Origin of the sequence: Adhaeribacter aerolatus, assembly GCF_007991635.1 — a bacterium.
Classification (GTDB): Bacteria; Bacteroidota; Bacteroidia; order Cytophagales; family Hymenobacteraceae; genus Adhaeribacter; species Adhaeribacter aerolatus.
In genome coordinates this window covers 56,427-73,949 of record NZ_BJYS01000003.1, presented here as the reverse complement: position 1 = coordinate 73,949, position 17,523 = coordinate 56,427, and the positions used below count along the sequence as shown (strand labels likewise).

Annotated in this window: 19 protein-coding genes; 6 read left to right on the top strand and 13 right to left on the bottom strand. The window is 43.7% G+C overall.

Going from position 1 to position 17,523, the window contains the following annotated elements; translation table 11 throughout:
- Positions 1 to 30 precede the first annotated feature (30 nt).
- Genes gldE through mutY form a run of 3 tightly spaced genes read right to left on the bottom strand, consistent with a single transcriptional unit; the run spans position 31 to position 2,985 of the window.
- Entirely contained in the window at positions 31 to 1,368 is a 1,338-nt protein-coding gene (gene gldE, locus AAE02nite_RS03215; RefSeq protein ID WP_246150759.1) for a gliding motility-associated protein GldE, read from the bottom strand.
- Between the two features lie 26 nt (positions 1,369 to 1,394).
- Positions 1,395 to 1,850: a single-stranded DNA-binding protein gene (locus tag AAE02nite_RS03210; protein ID WP_146895010.1), complete on the bottom strand. Its 456-nt coding sequence runs from the start codon at positions 1,848 to 1,850 to the stop codon at positions 1,395 to 1,397.
- A 55-nt stretch (positions 1,851 to 1,905) separates the two neighbouring features.
- Positions 1,906 to 2,985, bottom strand: a complete 1,080-nt coding sequence (mutY, locus tag AAE02nite_RS03205) for an A/G-specific adenine glycosylase (RefSeq protein ID WP_146895009.1) — start codon at positions 2,983 to 2,985, stop codon at positions 1,906 to 1,908.
- 197 nt (positions 2,986 to 3,182) lie between these two features.
- On the opposite strand from mutY, the gene AAE02nite_RS03200 reads away from it, so the two are divergent.
- The 3 genes from AAE02nite_RS03200 to AAE02nite_RS03190 all read left to right on the top strand — a co-directional run bounded on the left by AAE02nite_RS03200 (position 3,183) and on the right by AAE02nite_RS03190 (position 6,285).
- Positions 3,183 to 3,488, top strand: coding sequence for an HU family DNA-binding protein (locus tag AAE02nite_RS03200; protein ID WP_146895008.1), 306 nt, complete (start codon positions 3,183 to 3,185; stop codon positions 3,486 to 3,488).
- Positions 3,489 to 3,651: 163 nt separating this feature from the next.
- Positions 3,652 to 4,431: a tetratricopeptide repeat protein gene (locus tag AAE02nite_RS03195; RefSeq protein WP_246150757.1), complete on the top strand. Its 780-nt coding sequence runs from the start codon at positions 3,652 to 3,654 to the stop codon at positions 4,429 to 4,431.
- Positions 4,432 to 4,671: 240 nt separating this feature from the next.
- Complete coding sequence (locus AAE02nite_RS03190) at positions 4,672 to 6,285, top strand: Rne/Rng family ribonuclease (RefSeq protein WP_146895007.1); 1,614 nt, start codon at positions 4,672 to 4,674, stop codon at positions 6,283 to 6,285.
- Positions 6,286 to 6,356: 71 nt separating this feature from the next.
- Here the strand turns inward: AAE02nite_RS03190 and AAE02nite_RS03185 are convergent, their stop codons facing one another.
- Positions 6,357 to 7,022 (bottom strand): porin family protein, encoded by a 666-nt coding sequence (locus tag AAE02nite_RS03185; RefSeq protein ID WP_146895006.1) that lies wholly within the window; start codon positions 7,020 to 7,022, stop codon positions 6,357 to 6,359.
- Positions 7,023 to 7,103: 81 nt separating this feature from the next.
- On the opposite strand from AAE02nite_RS03185, the gene gldB reads away from it, so the two are divergent.
- The gene (gene gldB, locus AAE02nite_RS03180) at positions 7,104 to 8,096 is read left to right on the top strand and encodes a gliding motility lipoprotein GldB (RefSeq protein WP_146895005.1); all 993 of its coding nucleotides are present in this window, start codon (positions 7,104 to 7,106) and stop codon (positions 8,094 to 8,096) included.
- Positions 8,097 to 8,146: 50 nt separating this feature from the next.
- Here gldB and AAE02nite_RS03175 read toward each other — a convergent pair whose 3' ends face one another.
- The 6 genes from AAE02nite_RS03175 to AAE02nite_RS03150 all read right to left on the bottom strand — a co-directional run bounded on the left by AAE02nite_RS03175 (position 8,147) and on the right by AAE02nite_RS03150 (position 14,169).
- A complete protein-coding gene (locus tag AAE02nite_RS03175; RefSeq protein WP_146895004.1) occupies positions 8,147 to 9,334 on the bottom strand; it encodes a glycosyltransferase family 4 protein in 1,188 nt (395 codons plus the stop codon).
- On the bottom strand, positions 9,334 to 11,205 hold the full coding sequence (gene asnB / locus AAE02nite_RS03170) for an asparagine synthase (glutamine-hydrolyzing) (protein ID WP_170252511.1): 1,872 nt from the start codon (positions 11,203 to 11,205) through the stop codon (positions 9,334 to 9,336). Before asnB ends, AAE02nite_RS03175 begins: the two co-directional genes overlap by 1 nt.
- A gap of 368 nt (positions 11,206 to 11,573) precedes the next feature.
- Positions 11,574 to 12,248: an endonuclease III gene (gene nth, locus AAE02nite_RS03165; protein ID WP_146895002.1), complete on the bottom strand. Its 675-nt coding sequence runs from the start codon at positions 12,246 to 12,248 to the stop codon at positions 11,574 to 11,576.
- Positions 12,249 to 12,266: 18 nt separating this feature from the next.
- Entirely contained in the window at positions 12,267 to 12,497 is a 231-nt protein-coding gene (locus tag AAE02nite_RS03160; RefSeq protein WP_146895001.1) for a hypothetical protein, read from the bottom strand.
- A complete protein-coding gene (locus AAE02nite_RS03155; protein WP_146895000.1) occupies positions 12,472 to 13,068 on the bottom strand; it encodes an RNA polymerase sigma factor in 597 nt (198 codons plus the stop codon). Before AAE02nite_RS03155 ends, AAE02nite_RS03160 begins: the two co-directional genes overlap by 26 nt.
- Positions 13,069 to 13,539: 471 nt before the next feature.
- Positions 13,540 to 14,169, bottom strand: coding sequence for a DUF6799 domain-containing protein (locus tag AAE02nite_RS03150; RefSeq protein WP_146894999.1), 630 nt, complete (start codon positions 14,167 to 14,169; stop codon positions 13,540 to 13,542).
- 86 nt (positions 14,170 to 14,255) lie between these two features.
- Here AAE02nite_RS03150 and AAE02nite_RS26185 point away from each other — a divergent pair, with 86 nt between their 5' ends.
- Complete coding sequence (locus AAE02nite_RS26185) at positions 14,256 to 14,426, top strand: hypothetical protein (RefSeq protein ID WP_170252510.1); 171 nt, start codon at positions 14,256 to 14,258, stop codon at positions 14,424 to 14,426.
- 21 nt (positions 14,427 to 14,447) lie between these two features.
- Positions 14,448 to 15,350: a histone deacetylase family protein gene (locus tag AAE02nite_RS03145; RefSeq protein WP_146894998.1), complete on the top strand. Its 903-nt coding sequence runs from the start codon at positions 14,448 to 14,450 to the stop codon at positions 15,348 to 15,350.
- A 4-nt stretch (positions 15,351 to 15,354) separates the two neighbouring features.
- Here the strand turns inward: AAE02nite_RS03145 and AAE02nite_RS03140 are convergent, their stop codons facing one another.
- From AAE02nite_RS03140 to AAE02nite_RS03130, 3 genes are all read right to left on the bottom strand, one after another.
- A complete protein-coding gene (locus AAE02nite_RS03140) occupies positions 15,355 to 15,567 on the bottom strand; it encodes a hypothetical protein (RefSeq protein ID WP_146894997.1) in 213 nt (70 codons plus the stop codon).
- Positions 15,568 to 15,633: 66 nt separating this feature from the next.
- Positions 15,634 to 16,347, bottom strand: a complete 714-nt coding sequence (locus AAE02nite_RS03135) for a methyltransferase domain-containing protein (protein WP_246150756.1) — start codon at positions 16,345 to 16,347, stop codon at positions 15,634 to 15,636.
- On the bottom strand, positions 16,340 to 17,449 hold the full coding sequence (locus tag AAE02nite_RS03130; protein WP_146894996.1) for a type III polyketide synthase: 1,110 nt from the start codon (positions 17,447 to 17,449) through the stop codon (positions 16,340 to 16,342). The genes AAE02nite_RS03135 and AAE02nite_RS03130 overlap by 8 nt, the downstream gene beginning before the upstream one ends.
- Positions 17,450 to 17,523: the final 74 nt, after the last annotated feature.

Below are 17,523 nucleotides of genomic sequence, written 5' to 3'. Positions count from 1 at the left end.
ATATTTTTAATAAACTTAAATTTCAAAACGCTACTTGGTAACCCCCACATAAACTTTAACCTGCTTTACTCTTTTATTATCGGCCGATTGGATAACAAACTTACATACATCTAACTCTATTTCTTCGCCTTCCTGCGGAATTTTAGAAAATAATTCCAGCATGAGCCCGCCGACAGATTCGTTGTTTTTCCGGACAGATTCCAGCACTTCCGGCTCAATGCCGGTTACTTTGCAGAATTCATTCAACGAAGTTTGACCTTCAAAAATAAACGTATTTTCATCGATTTGCGCATATTCCACTTCCTCTTCTTCGTCAAATTCGTCTTTTATTTCGCCCACTATCTCTTCTACAATATCTTCAAAGGTAAGCAATCCGGCGGTACCGCCGTACTCATCTACCACTATAGCCATGTGCACGTGCATTTCCTGAAACTCCCGCAACAGATCGTCTATTTTTTTGCTTTCGGGCACAAAGTAAGGCGGGCGCAGTAAAGCTTGCCAGGCGAAATCCGGGCCTGCATCCAGGTGTTGCAGTAAATCTTTAATGTACAGAATACCCTCTATTTTATCGATGGTTTCGGTATAAACGGGTACCCGCGAATAGCCCCACTGGTTTATCAGGGGGAGTAAGTCGGCGTAAGATGTGCTGCTGTCGAAGGCAATAACATCTACCCGCGAGTGCATTACCTGTTTTACCGTGGTGGTGCTAAAATTTACAATACCCTTTAATATTTCTTTTTCTTCGCGGTTTTCGGTGGTTAAGGTGGCATCAATGGCGTTTTGCAGTTCATCTAACCGTTCCGAAGGTGGCCTGGACTTTGTATTTTGCTCAATCAGGTTACTCAGGCCCAACAATAACCCCGAAATGGGGGTTAGCAGCATGTCGGCCCAGTGCAGGAACCCAGCCATGCGGCAGGCGGTGGTTAAGCGGTTTTGCGTAGCCCTGATTTTGGGTAGTACCTCGCCAAAAAAAGAAATGGCAATGGTAAGTACAACGGCAATTGTTAAAACCGTAGAAAAGCCCAGGTAGCTTCCATTCAGCCGCATGGCCAGGTTAATAATAATCATAACCAATGCCACATTAATAATATTATCTATTACCAACATGGTAGTAAGTAGGCGCCGCGGGTGCTGCAATAAATCCAGAATACGCTTATAAGATCGCCGCGGATGCTGCCGGCAGGTAGCCAACTCGGCTTCGGATAAAGAGAAAAATGCTGCTTCGGCGCCGGATACCAGCGCAGAAAGCAGCAACAAAAAGATTATGCCGGTTGCAGCCAGAACTAAATCCAGGCTTAAAGGCGAGAAAAAGGCGGAGACCAGGTAAGTAAAATAACTCGGAGGGTCGCCGGCGTCGGTGGGTTCCAAATTTTAAAATTTAGTACAACAATCGTTTAAAACGGCAAGTCATCCGGCTCGTTTTCGTAGTTGGCGCTCATTTCGGGCTTGCCCGGGTTGCCACTGTTGTAAACGGCGCTGCTTTCCTGCGCGTTGTTTTGGCCCTGGCCATTGCTGCCCTCAGCCCGACTAAGCATCGTCATGTTATCGGCTACAATTTCAACGCTGTAACGCTGGATGCCTTCTTTATCCTGATAATTATTCGTGCGGATTTTACCCTCAATGTAAACCGACTGCCCTTTTTTCAGGTATTTTTCAGCAACTTCGGCCAGACCACGCCAGACCACAATATTATGCCACTCCGTACGCTCTACTTTGTTGCCGGTTTTATCTTTGTACGTTTCGGAGGTAGCAATCGGAAAACGGGCTACGGCTACACCGCCTTCGATATGACGAATTTCGGGGTCTTTCCCTAAGTTACCTACCAGTATTACTCTGTTGATGCTTGCCATTTATTTTAGCGGTTTTTTTTAAGGTTTACTTAAAAGTATTTAAAGGTAAATATAATTAAAAAACAGTAGCTTTCAAATACCGGTCAATCATAATAGCTTTGGGTAACTGCTCTATTTCGGATGCCGATAAAAGGCTCAAACCTGTGCTTTCTGTAACCTCCTCCCTTAAACGTGCGTGCAGCCCGATAAGATAAAACTTAGCGTATATTTTTTGGTGCGTAAGTACGTGCTTGTAAACCTCTGAAACTCCTTTTATTACCGGTTTAGTTTCCGCAGGCGCTAATAATTTTAATTCCTGCAGCAGGATTTCGTCGGGCAAATCCGGCGAATCGGTTTCCTGGAGATAAAAATCGTAGAGCCCCTGCCAGATATCGGTTTGGGTGCGCTTGCGTAAATAATATTTGTCTTGCCATTGCAGCACCAAATAATGGAAATAGCGTTTGCGGCCTGCTTTGGCTTTAGATTTGTGCGGCAAGGCGGCTACCAAGCCATTTAAAAAAGCAAAACAGGTTTGCTGTAAAGGGCAAAAAAGGCAGTCGGGCATTACCGGCGTACACTGTATAGCGCCGAACTCCATAATAGCCTGGTTGTAGGTATCCGGCTCGGCTCTGTAAATCAAAGAATCAGCCAGTAACTGAAAAGCTTTTTTGCCAGCCGGCGAAGAGATATCATCGGCCAAACCGTATACGCGGGCTAGTACCCGAAAAACATTGCCATCGAGTACCGCTACTGGTTCTTTAAAAGCAAACGAAGCAATGGCAGCGGCCGTGTAGGGCCCAATCCCTTTTAGTTTTAATAGTTCAGCGTAAGTGCCGGGAAATTTTCCGTCCAGTTCAAAAGAAATATATTTGGCAGTATGGTGCATGTTGCGGGCCCGCGAATAATAGCCTAGACCCTGCCAATGGCGGAGTACTTCATCTTCAGTGGCCTGAGCTAAATCTTTTATGGTAGGATAATTGCTTAAAAAGGTTTGGTAGTAAGGCAATCCCTGATTCACACGCGTTTGCTGCAGGATCACTTCCGACAGCCAGATGGCATAAGGATCGCGGGTTTCGCGCCAGGGCAAGGGGCGTTTGTGTTGTCTATACCAGTTAATAAGGGCATTGCCAAAAAGAGCCGGCTCGGGAGAAATCATGCTGTATATTTGAAAAGTATAAATTTATATTCCGGAAACAGATAAATCAGGCATCCGGATATTTTTTTAATTAAATAGTTTTTAGTTCTTCGGAAATGAGGTTACATTTGTGCCCGTTTAAAGCTAATAAACAATTTGTTAACGCTTTAAACGGGAAAGTAAAATTTTATATCAACCTATTTAACTGATACAGTAAAGTGACTAAAGCAGAAGTAATATCAGAGATTGCGGACAAAACAGGAATCGAAAAAGCTGACGTTCAGGCAACAGTAGAGGCCTTTTTTAAAGTAGTTAAAGATTCTATGTCTAACGGGAATAATATTTATGTGAGAGGTTTCGGTAGTTTTATAAATAAAAAACGCGCTAAGAAAGTAGCCCGAAATATTTCTAAAAATACCTCCATTATTATAGATGAGCATTTTGTGCCGAGCTTCAAACCCTCTAAATCTTTTGTTCAGAAAATCAAAAACAGCAAAAAAATTAAATCCGAAGTGGTATCTTAATTTTTGCTATCTTTGCATTTGTAAAGTATTGTAAATTAATTATTTCCAAGAACTTCTGAAAACTATCCGAGCACAAATACTGGTTGTTGTTGCCGCCCTGGTTCTGTTGGTGGTATTGTTTTCTTTACCCAAAATAATTATAAATAAAGAAACAGGCGCCGCTTTGTCGGGTGCTACCGCCACGGCCAACCGCGATAAAGCTGCCGGCGGAACAGCCGACGAACATGAGGGCCATTTGCATAACAGCGATGGTTCGGAAGCTTCGGCTGCACACGTGAAGGCCAGCCCGGAAGCATTAAGCAAATTAAAAGCTTTGTTGGTAGATTACCGGACCGCCGGAGAGAACGCTAACCGGGCTAAGCTGGCCGAAGAAATTGCCGTGCAGTATACCGCCATTGCTAAATTTGACAGTGCCGGTTATTATTACGAGCAGGTAGCAGCCATTCGGCCCGGTGAAAAAACTTACCAGAAAGCAGCCGATCAGTATTTTGAAGCTTTTAGCTTTGCTGCCACCGAAGAACGCACCAAAGAGTTAAGCGGAAAAGCCCGCGAATTATACAACAAAGTATTGCAGAACAACCCGGCTAACCTGGATGCTAAAACCAACCTGGCGATGACCTACATTGCCGCCGGCGAGCAGCCTATGCAAGGAATTCAGTTGTTGAGAGAGGTAATTACCACCAACCCCAACAATGAAAAAGCTTTGTTTAACCTGGGTATTTTATCTATCCAGTCCGGGCAGTACGATAAAGCCGTTGAGCGATTCAAGCACCTGGTGGAGGTAAATCCAAAGCATATTCAGGGTAATTTTTACCTGGCGGTATCTTTGGCCGAAATTGGTAAAAAGGAGGAAGCCCGGCAGGTATTTACAAAAGCCAAAACCTTGGATAATAATCCGGAGTTCCAGGCTTCTATTGATACAGAGTTGGAGAAACTTAAATAATATTGGCGTTTGCTTTAAACCAAGCAGCGCCACAAAATAAATTTTAAACACAAAAATATTTAAACTATGCCTTGCGGAAAAAAAAGAAAGAGACATAAAATCTCTACCCACAAAAGAAAAAAACGTCTAAGAAAAAACAGACATAAGAAGAAGTAACCCGCGGTTATTTTCTTTATAACCCACGTTGCCTAGGCAATCGTGGGTTTTAGTATTTTCTTTTTTACATAAATCATTACGACATTGAGTAACGAATTAATTATCAATTCTACTCAAGATGGAGAACGGATTGCCCTTTTACAGGACAAACGCCTGGTCGAATTTCACCACGAACGGAACGATACCAATTACACCGTCGGCGATATTTTTCTGGGCACCGTTAAAAAAGTAATGCCGGGCTTAAATGCAGCTTTTATTGATATAGGTTATCAGAAAGACGCATTTTTACATTATCACGATTTAGGCGAACATATAAAATCGCTTAATAAGTTTGTTAAAACTACCCAAACCCAGAAAAATATACCGGCCAGACTTAACGGTTTTAAGTTTGAGCCCGAAATAGATAAAACGGGTAAAATTGGGGATGTGCTTAAAAAAGGCCAGCAGGTTTTGGTTCAGATTGTAAAAGAACCAATATCTACGAAAGGCCCCCGTTTATCCTGTGAGCTGTCGCTGGCGGGCCGTTACCTGGTGCTCGTTCCTTTCTCCAACACGGTAAGCGTGTCGAAGAAAATAGTGAGCAAAGAAGAACGGCAACGTCTTAAAAGGCTTATTATGTCCATAAAGCCCGAAAATTTCGGGGTTATTATCCGGACCGTAGCCGAAGGCAAAGAGGTGGCAGAACTTGATAAGGACATGCGCAGCATGGTTGCCAACTGGGACGAAGGGACAAGGGTTTTAAGAACAGCAAAAGAACGCGATAAAGTAATCGGCGAATTAGGACGCTCGTCCTCCATACTGAGAGATATTTTGAACGAAAGTTTTGATAGTATAGTCGTGGATAGTCCGCAACTGTACGAAGAAATCAAAACTTATATTGACAAGATTGCCCCAGATAAGGCTCGCATATTAAAGCATTATACGGGCAAGGTTAAGACCTTCGAACACTTTGGCATCGAAAAGCAATTAAAATCGCTTTTTGGTAAAACAGTGAGCATACCCGGAGGCGGTTACCTGATAATAGAGCATACCGAAGCCTTACACGTAATAGACGTAAACAGCGGTAATAAATCTAACTCAGAAACCGACCAGGAAGCCACTGCACTCAGTGTAAACATGACCGCCGCCCGCGAAGTAGTAAGGCAGTTACGGCTCCGGGATTTAGGTGGCATTATTGTAACCGATTTTATTGATATGAAATCGGCAGAAAACCGGCAAAAGGTTTTCGATGTGGTAAAAGAAGAAATGAGGAAAGACCGTTCCAAATCCACGGTGCTTCCGATTTCGAAATTTGGGTTAATGCAGATTACCCGCCAGCGGGTTCGGCCCGAACAAAATATTGTAACCGGCGAAGTTTGTCCTTCGTGCGGCGGTACCGGTAAAATTACCGCCAGTATTCTGGTAACCGACCAGATAGAGTCCGCGATTGATGATTTAATAACGGTCCAGAATCAGAAAGAAATAACTTTGTACGTACATCCTTTTGTATATTCTTACTATACCAAAGGTTTGGTATCGAAACAATTAAAGATGTATTTTAAGTATTACAAATGGATAAAATTTGTGCAGGATACATCGCTGGGGATTACCGATTTCCGGGTATTAGATGAGCGGGGCGAAGAGATTGAACTGCACGCCACTAATATGGAACCGAATAATATACCCGAAAAGCTGGTGGAGGTAGAAACTGCTCAATAATTAACCGGTAAATAACAGAAAGCCCGTAATAATTTTATTACGGGCTTTTTAGTTGCGGTAAAGTGCTGAAATCAGAACTTAAGGCCCATATCCAGGGCTACATAGCTGTTTTTGATAGAAATTTTATTGTTGTTAAACTGGCCTTTATTTTCGTAAAAATTATCAACGTCTATCAGGCCCCGATGATAAGATAGGCCCCCAAACACTTTGGTGCTTTCGCCTAACTGTAGTTCCACACCCGAGCCCAGCAGCACACTAATGTCCAGAATATTAAAATGGCGGGTATATTTTTCGTCGTTGTTAGACAGTTTTTCATTGTTTACTTTAGCCGTAATACGCGGGTCCAGCGAGCCGCCCGCTTGGAAGTAGAGCTTCATATCGGTACCGATTTCGTTCGTGAATAATTTCAGGGTAACCGGTATTTCCAGGTATTGGATGGCAAATTCGTCGGATTTTCTTTGGTTAGTGGAGCTGTTGGGGTCGAGGTAAGAGACGCCGGCACCACGGGTATTATAAATAAGTCCGGTACTGATTGCGTAATTTTCCCGGAAAAAATAATCGGCAATAACACCACCGCCAAAGTGGGTTTTAGCATTCAGGCTTTTAAACTCAAAATTTTTGGGCGCTATTACCCGGTTGGTACCAATAGAGGGCGTTAATTTTATACCAATTTCCCATTGGGCGAAGGCCGTACCGCTAATTAAAAAAAGTAAAAAAGCTAAAGAGATTTTTTTCATAGAATAAGAAATTAAATTACAGGGCTAATATTTATACGGTTTTAAAAATCGTTTATAATTTTACTCAAATGTACTTACTTCATGCGTAAACAAATAGTACTTCTTTTTACTCTCCTATTCATTCTAAGTTGTGGTAAGCAAAATTGTGAAATAAATCCGGAGGTTGCCAAAATTGATGTTAATGTCCAGATAGAACGTTTAGAACAGCCTTTTTATGGTTTAAAAAACGAAAAGGAAGTGGCCGCTTTTTTAGAAAAGCACCCGGTTTTTGCCGATAAATATTTACAGCGCGGTGAATACCCCGGCGAAGAGCAGTTGGTTGGCTCTTTATTACAGCTTATCCGGGAGCCAAACCTGCAGAAATTTGCGAAAGAAACGGAGCAGCATTTTGGCGATATGGCCGATGTGCAGCAAGATCTGACTAACGCTTTTAAGCACCTGAAATATTATTACCCGCAGTTTGCAGTGCCGCAGGTAAAAACCTTTGTGAGCGGATTATTAGGCCCGGATATATTTTTATCGGATAGCCTGGTAATAATTGGCCTGGATTATTTTGCGGGCCGAAAAGCCAGTTACCGACCCCAACAACCCGATTATATTCTGCAGCGCTACGAAAAGGAGAATATAGTGCCGGCACTGGTTACGCTTATTTCATCGAAGTACAATAAAACCGACCAGAAGAATACCATGCTGGCCGAAATGGTGAACTACGGTAAATCTTATTATTTTACGAAGCAGATGATGCCCTGCACGCCCGATTCCTTAATTATTGGCTATACCGATCAGCAAATGGCCGATATTAATTACAACGAGGGTAAAATCTGGGCACACTTTATCGAGAAAAGCTTATTGTTCGAAACCAGCCATTTTAAGGTAAATAAATATACCGGCGAGCGGCCCAGCGTACCCGAAATAAGCGCCCGCTGTCCGGGCCGTATTGCTACCTGGGTGGGCTGGCAGATTGTTAAGAAATACATGGCCGAAAACCCGCAGGTAACGTTGCCGCAGCTTATGGCTGAAACAGATGCGCAGAAATTATTCACCCAATCGAAGTACAAACCCAAGCGCAATTAAATGTTCTGGCCGCTTCTGAATAGGCTGGATAGCTTGGTGGTAAGGCTACTTTATTCCAATATGGGGTTTAGAGGTTCCAGAGGAAACAACTGAACAAACTTTCGGCTTATTTTTTGGCGGGAGAACTGCTCTTCGGCCAGCATACGGGCATTTTGCTGGGCTTGTAAAAGTAACGGCGGGTGTTCGAGATAAGATGTAAGCTGTTCTACAAACTCACGGGGCTTTTCCGGATTGGCGTAAAAGCCACATTTATGCGTTTCTACCAGTTGTTGCAGCCAGCCTTTGGTATTTACAATGGTTAGCTTGCCCGCCGCGAGCGAGTCGAAGAATTTATTCGGGCTGTTGGTTTCCAGTATGGGGTGGGTATCAAAGGAAGTATAAGTGGCATGCGCCAGCGCCAGATATTCCCGCACTTGTTCCCGGTTCAGGGGGCCGGCCCAGGTAATATTTTCCAGGTTGAGATTGGCGGCTATATTCTGCAAAGTGGTTGCTTCGGCACCGGTTCCGACAATTATAAATTTAACCTGTTTTAAACCATGCTGCTGGCAAGCATGGGCAATTTCCAATAAAAAGGCCACGCGATTGGCCCGCCCCAAAGCACCGATATAGCAAATGTAAAACAGGTCGTTAAAGCTGTTCCGGGTAGGGCTGCCCGGATTATAATAATCGCAATCGGCCATGTTGGGTAAGAGGTAAATGGCTGAAGCAGGTTTATAGGGCTCGATGCGCGCCACTATCCCCGGCGATAAGCCAATTACTTTTTCGGCTTGCCGATACAGATAATGCTCAAAGGCATATAACCAGCGTTGGGCCCAAATATTCCGGATATATCCTAACTGGATAGGCGCCGCCGGCCACAAATCACGTACCTCAAAATAAAAAGGAATATTTTTAAATTTCTTTAAGGCTAAGGCTACCAGCCCTATGGTGAGCGGGGTAGAAGTAGCATAACACAGCTGAATATTTTTCAGACGGAAAGCTAGTTTGATGCTCCGGATGGTAAAACTCAGAAATGACCAGATCCGCTTAATGAAATTAAAATGATTATCGTAAGCCACCGGCAGATAATGTACTTCTATGCCATCTACATTTTCCTGGTAATATTTAAGTCCATTATGCGCGGTAAGGAGCACCACCGTGTGGCCGGCATTTACCAGGGCTTTGCCTAAATAATACGAGCGCAACGCGCCGCCTTGTTCTGGCTTCCGGAAATATTGGTGGATGTAGAGAATATGCATTAGCCAAAATTATGTCCCAGCCATTTCGCCAGTACGATTAAGGCCCAAAGCTCGGTGCTAAAATCATGACGGCTCCGTAAGTGTTTTTGAATTAAGGTTTGAGTGCCGGTAAAATCTATATAATTAAAAATAATATGAGCCGGGTTCTGCAGTTCGGTTAGCAAGTAGCTGTTCTGCGGGTTTCTTAACCAAAGCCCTAGGGGCATGCCAAAACCCTCTTTAGACCGCTGGGTAAACTCTTTCCCTTGTAGCTGCACCAGCAATTCTTTTAATACCCATTTTTGCCCGTGTCGGAATAAGACTTCTGGGGACAAACCAGACAAAAACAGATGCAGGTTATTTTCGAGATAAGGCGTTCTTACTTCCAGCGAGTGCCGCATGGCGGCCTGGTCGGTAAGGGCAAGTACGTCCGAAATTAAGTACTGGTGCTGGTCGTGACGCAGGCACCAGCGCAGCCAGTCGGTATTTTCGAGTGGGGTTTGCCCATTGGTGTGAGCAGTTAGGTCGGTTTGGCGGAGTAGCTGCTGCAACCGGTAATCCATGGCCGTAAAATTAAGGAAAGTTTGCCGCGGGCTTGCCTGAAGTTTATGCGCCAACTTGTGCCAGAGTAAGAATTTTTTCCGGAACGGATGGCTAAAACCAGTAGGCAACAGCGGAACCAAGGGTTTGGCTAAATTCTTAAATAACACCGATTTACCCTGGTTTTGTAAATATTTGTAAAATGCCCAATGGCGGTTATACCCGCCAAATAATTCATCAGCTCCGGCACCCGAAAGCACTGCATTAATATGGGGTTTTACCTGGCCCGACAGATACCCCGTTAACAAAGCCGCGCCATCGGCAATGGGCTGGTCCAGTTCCTGCACAAAGGCATCTGTACCGGTTAACAGCGAGTCGTCAATCTGAAAGATGGTATGATTGGCTTCGTACTGCTGGGCAGCTTTTTGGGCAAAACGGGTATCCTGGGTGCCAAAAGTGCCGGCAGTGGTTTGGTGCGCTATGGTAAATGCCGGGAAGTGCCGGTGCCCGGCCTTGTGCAGCAAGGCTAGCAATAAGGTAGAATCAATGCCGCCACTCAATAACAAACCTACCGGTACATCGGCTATTAAGTGCTTTTCCACGCTATCCATTAATAACCTTTCGGTATAATGCACTAATTGGGCAGGGTTATCGGCTTTTACAGTTGAGTGTTTGGAAGTGTTAAAGGCTACCAGGTTACTTTTACCCTTGGCATAATATAAGGATGTTCCTTCTTTTAGCTCATGAATGTGCCGGTAAAATGTTTGGGGCTTAGCGGCATGTTTATAATACAAATAATGCGCCAGTTGGGTCTCGTCTAATTCTTTCGGAACCAGATTGGTGCGAACGATGGCTTTAATCTCGGAAGATACCAGAAAGTAATCCGGGGTTTCGGCATAGTATAAAGGTTTAATGCCAAAGCGATCGCGGGCCAGCCACAGGTGCTGTTCCTGCCGGTCGTAAAAGGCCAAGCTAAACATGCCGTTTAACTGGCTTAAACCCCGCTGACCTTCCCGGATTAAAATTTGCAGAATTACTTCGGTATCAGAATTGGTCCGGAAGGTGCAGCCTTTCTGTTGCAGCGCTTTTCTTAACTCGCGGTAGTTGTATAACTCGCCATTATAGAGCAGCACGTAACGGTTATCAGCCGAAAAGAAAGGTTGGTTCGCATTATCCGAAGGATCAATAATTTTAAGCCGGTTGTGTCCGAAATAAATAACGCCGGAACCGTACGAATCAACCCGCAAACCGGTAACATCGGGCCCCCGGTGTGCTGTGGCAGCGGTCATCTGCCGGATAGTTTCCTCCGAAAGTTTACCTTTTTTATCAATTATCAGATTAATCCCGCACACAGGTTCTAAGGAGTGAATATTTAAAGAGTGATTGAATAGTGAATGCGTAAAGCTTTAATAATTGATAAGTAAATGGCCGGTTAGGTTTGCAAAGGTAGGGGGCACATGGGAGTAACCCAAATCAGGAAAGTAGGATTTATAATAATTTAAAAATTAGTTGCCTGCCAAAGGTTCCTCTGGGAAACTGTGTTAATTCCTTATCCTACCAGCGTCTATAGTGGAGGAAACTATGCTTTTAGCGTTTAGCGCTTCTCCAGAAGAATGGCCAGAAAGAGGTATTAAATGTTTATAAGAATTTCCGAATTATCTCACCTATTAAAAATTCATGCATTCAAAACTCCCTCATTCAGTATTCAATCATTCGCACATTAAAGTTTATTCTCCGGATCGTCGGGGAGATTGGGGTAATATTTCTGGTAAAACTCGCAGAAGAAGGTAAGCGGACATACTTCGCATTTAGGGCGGCGGGCCACGCAAATATAGCGGCCGTGCAAAATAAGCCAGTGGTGCGCCTTCGGCACCAGGTCCGTCGGAATATATTTCATCAACTGGTTTTCTACTTCGCGGGGCGTATGCGCATTTTTAGTAGCCAGGCCAATCCGTTTCGAAACCCGGAACACGTGCGTATCTACGGCCATGGCCGGTTGGTTGTAAATAACCGAGGCAATGACGTTTGCGGTTTTACGGCCTACACCGGGTAATTTCTGCAGATCTTCTACGGTGCTGGGTACTTCGGAATTAAATTTTTCGGCCAGCATTTTACCCAGGCCGCTCAAATGTTTGGCTTTGTTGTTCGGGTACGAAATGCTTTTAATGTAAGGCAATATTTCTTCGGGCGTAGCAACTCCCAGGTGCTCGGGCGTGGGGTAAGCTTCGAGCAAAGCCGGGGTTACCATGTTTACCCTTTTATCGGTGCATTGGGCACTCAGTACTACCGCTACCAGTAGTTCGTAAGCATTGCCGTACTGTAATTCGGTTTCGGGTTCCGGAAAATTAGACGTGAAATAATTAATTAAGTGCTGAAAGCGTTCGGATTTGCGCATAAAAAAAGTTTGCAGCTTTTAATGCTGCAAACTTAAATTTTTAGAATAACTTAAAATAGCACTTATGGTTTTTTCGCGGGGCCCTTTTTCTAATTGTTCCAGGTTGGCTTTCGCGATTAAAAGTTCGGCACATTGCTCGGCCAGATGTTGGTCCTGCAGCAGAGCGGTTTCCAGTTGGGTTTTAGCTTTTCCGTTCAGCTCGTTGTATACATACTGAACCAGTTCATTCTGAGTAAAGGTTTTTATCATAAATTTGAGGGTTAGTCATTTTCTTTCTCAAATTAATGAGGGCATACCGCATTCTGCCTAAAGCGGTATTAATGCTAACACCTGTGGTTTCGGCTATTTCCTGGAAGCTCATATCGGCGTAGTGCCGCATAATAAGCACCTCCTTTTGGGCTTCCGGTAACTGCTGAATTAACTCCCGCAGACGATCATGCGTTTCCTCTTTAATCTGCAATGCTTCGATTGACTCTTCTGAAAACGACAGCGTGTTAAAAATATTGCCGTTATCTTCGATATTTATCATCGGATTGCGTTTTTCTTTCCGGAAATAATCGATCGCGAGGTTATGCGCTATCCGGCAGATCCACGAGGAGAACTTGCCTTCTTCGTTATACCGACCGCTTTTCATGGTATGAATAGCCTTAATAAAAGTGTCCTGCAACAGATCTTCGGCTGTTTCAGTATCTTTTACGATCAGTAAAATAGTAGTATAAACTTTGTTTTTATGGCGGTTAACTAAAAGCTCAAAAGCGTTTTCGTTACCTGAAATATAGAGCGAAACTAAAGCGGAATCGCTAAGTTGTACAATATTCATTTTAAAGCTACATAAGGATTAATGTAGAGCTTTATTCATGCGGGTTGCGGTTAAAAGTTTATGTAAATTTTATTTTGTCTTTATTCAAATTTATGTAAGTATTATCAGAAAAGCAATGAGTTTAAAAAAGTTTTTTTAAAAATAAAGTTTAACTGCCTCTCTTTTTTCAAATTTTCTAAATTTTACCCAACAGGGTATAACTCACTGATTTTTAATAATAAAACAGTTAATCAACTTTCCCCGATAAATAGCTCTTTCTTACGAGACTCCACAAACACGATAATGGTTGCTAGGTGTGAGAAAAAAAGTTTAAAAAATTATTTTCAAAAGTCAAAACACACCTTAACAACTAACTGAAAAAATAGTTGCTCAAAAATTAGGCCACTAAAAATACTGGTCTGTTTTACTTACCTTAAAATAGAAAAGCCCGGCTCGGCAGAGACGGGCTTTTCCGTTTGCTTATAATATAACTTATTTCTTTTGCAAGTTCGCTTCTATTTGTTTAAGCTCCTGCTCTAACTTCTGTAACTGCTCGTCTATTTTTTTTATGGCCGGACTGTTTTTTTGCTCTTTTACGTTTTTAGCTTTGTTTAGTAAAACCGCTTTTTCTTTAACTAAGCTATTCCGCTCGTTAATAATGGCAACTTTGCGGTTAAACATTTCGCCTTCAGTAGAGTTGGGAGCAACCGCCATGCCATTATCGGTTACCAGTAGTTCGGTGGCCGTGCTGCCAACGGTTTTATGAGCATGGTCCTGAATTACATCGTACCGGAACATGTCGTAATCCAGCATAACAATTTTTCCTTCGTTGTTCAGTACATAACCTTCCTGTATTTTCTGCCGCTTCTTTTTAGGCAACAATACGGTACCGTCGCGTAAAACCTTGGTGCCGTTAGGTAAAGTTACATCTTGCGTAAGCGGTGTAATTTCGCCGTTTTTAATTTGTATCATTTTGCCCTGGTGCATGGCATAGCCATCTTTTAACCGGGAAGGCTGCAGATCTTGGGTGGGTGCCTGGGTACTGGTAGCAGTTTGCGCACTGGCCAGTTCTGCTCCGGAAATAAACAGAAAGGTTAAAAAAAGTAAAAATGACTTTTTCATAATCGGGTACATTAATGCTTAATAAATATTTCGGCCTTTTCTTTGATTTTATAGCGCAATAAAAGTGCCGGAGTTCTATTTAAAGGATGAAGGTAGCAAGAAGAATAGAAAAACCACAAAATTCGGCATATTTCTGTTGTTTTTCTGACAGGCACTTCCAAATTTTGGAAATAATTGGGCCACAATGGCTTGATTCAAGGGATTGGAAAACAGCTTTGCCGGTAATAAACCAAAACAAAAAAGCCGTTTGTTTGTAATGAAGAAAAATAATTGTTTACATGCTTAAAATTGCCTGGAACCACCGGTATGCGCACCCGTTACCTGCTGGTCACCGGTTCCCGATGCTAAAATACGAATTGCTGCCCGAACAATTACTTTACGAAGGCACTATTACCCCAGACAATCTTTTTTCGCCGGAACCGCTCGACGAAGAAACAATATTGCTTACCCACGACCCCGATTACTGGCACCGCCTAAGCCACTTGCAACTAACTCCCTCAGAAATCCGGAAAACCGGGTTTCCACTATCCGCGGGTTTGGTGCAGCGCGAAATAATTATTATGAACGGCACGGTACAAGCAGCGCTCTTCGCTTTGGAATTTGGCATCGGAATGAATATAGCCGGGGGCACCCATCACGCTTTTACCAACCGGGGCGAAGGGTTTTGTTTGCTGAACGATATTGCCATTGCGGCCAATTATTTACTCAAGCATACCGCCATTTCGTGCATTTTGGTAATAGATTTAGATGTGCACCAGGGCAACGGTACCGCCCAGATTTTTGCCGATGAACCACGGGTATTTACCTTTAGTATGCACTCGGGGCATAACTATCCTTTCCATAAAGAAAAATCAGATTTGGATGTACCTTTGCCCGACGGACTGGAAGATGCGGGTTATTTAAAAATATTGCAGTCCCACTTGCCCCAATTGTTTGACCAGGTACAGCCGGATTTTGTGTTTTACCAATCGGGCGTGGATATTTTGGAAACCGACAAACTGGGTCGGCTGAAAGTGAGCATGGCCGGCTGCAAAGAACGCGACCGCCTGGTACTGGAAACCTGTCGGCGGCATAAATTACCCGTAACCGCCAGTATGGGTGGCGGCTACTCCGAAAAAATAGCCGATATAGTGGAGGCGCACGCCAATACTTTCCGGCTGGCGCAATACCTGTATTTTTAAGAAATTATTGCCGGCTTTTGAGTTTATCAGAACGCCCCGTAATATTACCCGACGAAATTAAATATTTAAGCAAGGTGTAAATAACGGGCGTAAGTACGGCTAAAAGCAACAGGAAAAATATTGCTTTCACTATTTGAAAAGCAAGAGAGAGGATGAGGGTAGAAATAAATAAAGAGCAAAAGAGTAAAAGCCAGAAATGAAAAGTTTTACCTATCATGTTTTAACAAGCACTACTGCTATTGGTTCTAAAGCTAATTTAATGTAAATCAGCCTTATATCGAAATTATTTGTGCAAGATTAATTGCCACCGGAAAGCCCATTGCCACTGAAGGGAATATTTTGTAATATTTATTTCATCTAATATTTTCCCTATTTCGGGTTTCCGGAAAGCCCGCAGCACCGATAAAGGCGCATCGTTTTTAACCAGATAAGAGCCCGAAAACAGCTTTGTCAGCCATTTTATAGAATAATACGCTAACGGATGCCGGTGCAAATCATTAACAATAACGGCCCGGGTTGCCTGTTGGTATAATTGCTGCCACATTATTCGCAATTGTGCATCTGTAAAATGGTGGCAAAACAAACTGCAAATAATAACATCAAACTGTTGGTTCTTAAAGGCAGGCGCAAAAATATCTTCTTGTATAATATTGATATTGGGGTAATTATGGCATTTTTGCCGGGCGTAGTTTACCATAAAATCGTTGGCATCGATGCCGGTAAGGGTTACCGGTATTTGCCGGCTTTTTGCCCATCGGGCTACTACGCGCAGAATATCGCCGCCGCCGCAACCAATATCGGCAATATTTAGCGGTTGAAAAGGAGAGGGGGAATTGGTTGGCTGACGGATAACTTTGGCCAAGGCATTGGTGACTACTTTATTGCCGCCCAGCCAATGGTTAATTATTTCGAGCTCATCCAGGTTTTTGCGCAGCGCCTCGCCCGTTAAGTTCAAATCGTCCATAAGCTCCGGTTCCTGGGAGCGGTGCTTAAACATAATGTACCCGGGTTAACATCGATTCGAGCGTTAGTCCGGGGCCAAAGGCAAAGCTCAGCACCGGCTCGTTGTGGTGCTCGGTACCTAAAGATTCCAGCATGGCTTTCAGCACGAATAATACCGTAGCCGACGACATATTGCCGAAATGCCGCAGGATTTCGTAGGCGTAGCGGTTGTGGTGTTTAGTTAAGCCCAGTTCGTGTTCGATGCATTCGAGTATTTTGCGCCCACCCGGGTGTATCGCAAATAAATTTATATCGGAGAAGTTGGTGTTTAAACTGGCCAGTAAATTGTTAGTTAATTGCCGAATGCCTTTTTTTATCATTTCGGGCACGTACGACGATAAAGTCATCTCAAAGCCAAAATCAGATATATGCCAGGCCATATCTTTTTTACCGGCGGGTACCAAATCGCAATGAAAAGATTCTATCTGCAGACAAGTACTCTCGGTAGGTCGCGCCTGCATGAGTACGGCGGCCGCACCGTCGCCGAACAAAGCATTTGAAACCAAATGGTCGGGTTCTTTGTGTTTCTGAAAATGAATGGTGCAGATTTCGGTACAAACAATCAAAACCTTGGCTTTGGGGTTAGATTGGCAAATATTATCGGCTACTTTTAAGCCGTTGAAAGCTGCGTAGCAACCCATAAAATTAATGGCGGTGCGCTGGATGGTGCTGGGTAAGAGCAGCTCTTCCAGAATTTCAATATCCAGGCCGGGAGCGTACATACCGGTGCAGCTAACCGTAACCAGGTGGGTTATAGAGGCCAATGTAACTTCCGGAATCTGGTTCAGGCAATCCAGGATAGCCGCTACCGAAAGGTCCAGGGCATGCTGCTTATACAGCGCCATCCGGCTCTTTACCGTCGGGAATGGTTCCAGATTGGCTGTGTTCGGAAAGAAAGTAAAGTCCCCCACCGATTTGTTATAATCCTCCAGAACCGTAAAGCGTTGTTCTATGCCCGATACCCGGTATAAGGCCTGTAACTTGCGGGTTTCGGCAGCATCAAAGCCCAGCGCATCAGCCATAAAGCCGGCAATTTGCATTTGGGGAATACACACGGTCGGGTTGGCAGTGCCGATGGCACAGATATAACTCTTCATCTTGCTATAATAAGCAAATTAATCCCAATTTGTTTAAACAGATATTGTAAACCAGCGCAGATGCTTAATGTTTT

Bases quoted from the DNA above. Each gene is read 5' to 3' on its own strand.
- AAE02nite_RS03210 (WP_146895010.1), bottom strand. From the start codon at position 1,850: ATGGCAAGCATCAACAGAGTAATACTGGTAGGTAACTTAGGGAAAGAC.
- mutY (WP_146895009.1), bottom strand. From the start codon at position 2,985: ATGATTTCTCCCGAGCCGGCTCTTTTTGGCAATGCCCTTATTAACTGG.
- AAE02nite_RS03185 (WP_146895006.1), bottom strand. From the start codon at position 7,022: ATGAAAAAAATCTCTTTAGCTTTTTTACTTTTTTTAATTAGCGGTACG.
- gldB (WP_146895005.1), top strand. From the start codon at position 7,104: ATGCGTAAACAAATAGTACTTCTTTTTACTCTCCTATTCATTCTAAGT.
- AAE02nite_RS03175 (WP_146895004.1), bottom strand. From the start codon at position 9,334: ATGCATATTCTCTACATCCACCAATATTTCCGGAAGCCAGAACAAGGC.
- nth (WP_146895002.1), bottom strand. From the start codon at position 12,248: ATGCGCAAATCCGAACGCTTTCAGCACTTAATTAATTATTTCACGTCT.
- AAE02nite_RS03160 (WP_146895001.1), bottom strand. From the start codon at position 12,497: ATGATAAAAACCTTTACTCAGAATGAACTGGTTCAGTATGTATACAAC.
- AAE02nite_RS03155 (WP_146895000.1), bottom strand. From the start codon at position 13,068: ATGAATATTGTACAACTTAGCGATTCCGCTTTAGTTTCGCTCTATATT.
- AAE02nite_RS03150 (WP_146894999.1), bottom strand. From the start codon at position 14,169: ATGAAAAAGTCATTTTTACTTTTTTTAACCTTTCTGTTTATTTCCGGA.
- AAE02nite_RS26185 (WP_170252510.1), top strand. From the start codon at position 14,256: ATGAAGGTAGCAAGAAGAATAGAAAAACCACAAAATTCGGCATATTTC.
- AAE02nite_RS03145 (WP_146894998.1), top strand. From the start codon at position 14,448: ATGCTTAAAATTGCCTGGAACCACCGGTATGCGCACCCGTTACCTGCT.
- AAE02nite_RS03140 (WP_146894997.1), bottom strand. From the start codon at position 15,567: ATGATAGGTAAAACTTTTCATTTCTGGCTTTTACTCTTTTGCTCTTTA.
- AAE02nite_RS03135 (WP_246150756.1), bottom strand. From the start codon at position 16,347: ATGTTTAAGCACCGCTCCCAGGAACCGGAGCTTATGGACGATTTGAAC.
- AAE02nite_RS03130 (WP_146894996.1), bottom strand. From the start codon at position 17,449: ATGAAGAGTTATATCTGTGCCATCGGCACTGCCAACCCGACCGTGTGT.